A 1,091-nucleotide genomic window follows, 5' to 3' on the forward strand; every position below is an offset into this window, starting at 1 on the left:
ATCCAGCAGGTGGCGTAGCGGGCGAAGATCGCGCGTCGTTGGGCGGGGGTGGCCAGGCGGACCTTGCGGCCCATGTCGAGCACTTGCCCGTCGGCGTCCATGACCAGGCGTACCAGGGTGCTGGTGCGGGCGAGGCGGTGCACGCTGGAGACGGGCAGCATCTGCCCGGTCGCCAGCAACAACCCCGGCGCCGTCCCCAGCAACGCCCCCGGCAGCACTCCTGGCGGCGCCCCCGGTGACGCTCCCGGCGCCGTCCCTGACGCCGTCCATGGCGCTGCTCCCGGCGGGCTTCCCAACGGGCTCCCCAGTGGTCTTCCCAGTGGCGTCTCCGGCCCCGGCCCCAGCGCGCCCGGCGGCCTTCCCGGTGGCATCTCCGGCCCCGGCGCGCCCGGCGGCGTCTCCGGCTTCGGTCCCGGCACCCCCGACGCCGTTCCCGCTGTCTGCGGCGTCTCCGGTGCTGCGGACGAGCACCGCGTGTTGCGGCCGCACGCGCATCCGCTCTCGCCGTGTCTCCGGTGCCCGTGGCCGTGACCTTCCCGCGTGGCCTGCGCATGCCGGCAGTTCCCTGCAGGCCGATGCCCGGCGTGGGTGTGATGCACAGCGTTGTCCTCGGGAGGAGGATCGGGCGACTGCCACTCATCCGACTGTGACTCGCTTGGGTCGGTGCCGGCCACGTCACCGGGGTCACTCATCCCGCCGGGGCCGCTGGTGTCTTCGGGGTGGCCGGTGGCGGCGTCGATGGGGTCGTGGGCGCTTTCGGTGTCGCGGGGGGACTGGTCGCCGGCGTCTTCGGCGTCGCCGGTGTCGGTGTCGGTGTCTTCGGTGTCTTCGGTGTCGCTGGGGTCGGCGGTGTCGTCTGGGGTGTTGTCGGCGTGGGCCGCGTCCTCGGGGTCGGCAGGGAGGGATTCGGCGTTGACCAGGACCAGGAGCTCGGTGGCGATCTCCTGCTCCAGCAGCGCGATGAACGCATCGGCGTTGCGGACCCGCAGCGGACGGTCATCGCCCTCCGCCCGCGGTTTGGCATAGGCGTCCAGCAGCGCCCGCAACCGGGCGGCGGCCTCACGCGGCAGACAAAACTCCCCCTCCAGCCC

Annotated in this window: 1 protein-coding gene; it reads right to left on the bottom strand. The window is 73.5% G+C overall.

Annotated features, from left to right (window positions below; all coding sequences use genetic code 11):
- A partial coding sequence (locus B1L11_RS46350) for a DUF222 domain-containing protein (RefSeq protein WP_143738022.1) occupies positions 1 to 1,091 on the bottom strand: 1,091 nt, incomplete at both ends.

The sequence above is a fragment of the Microbispora sp. GKU 823 genome, assembly GCF_002027145.1.
Classification (GTDB): domain Bacteria; phylum Actinomycetota; class Actinomycetes; order Streptosporangiales; family Streptosporangiaceae; genus Microbispora; species Microbispora siamensis.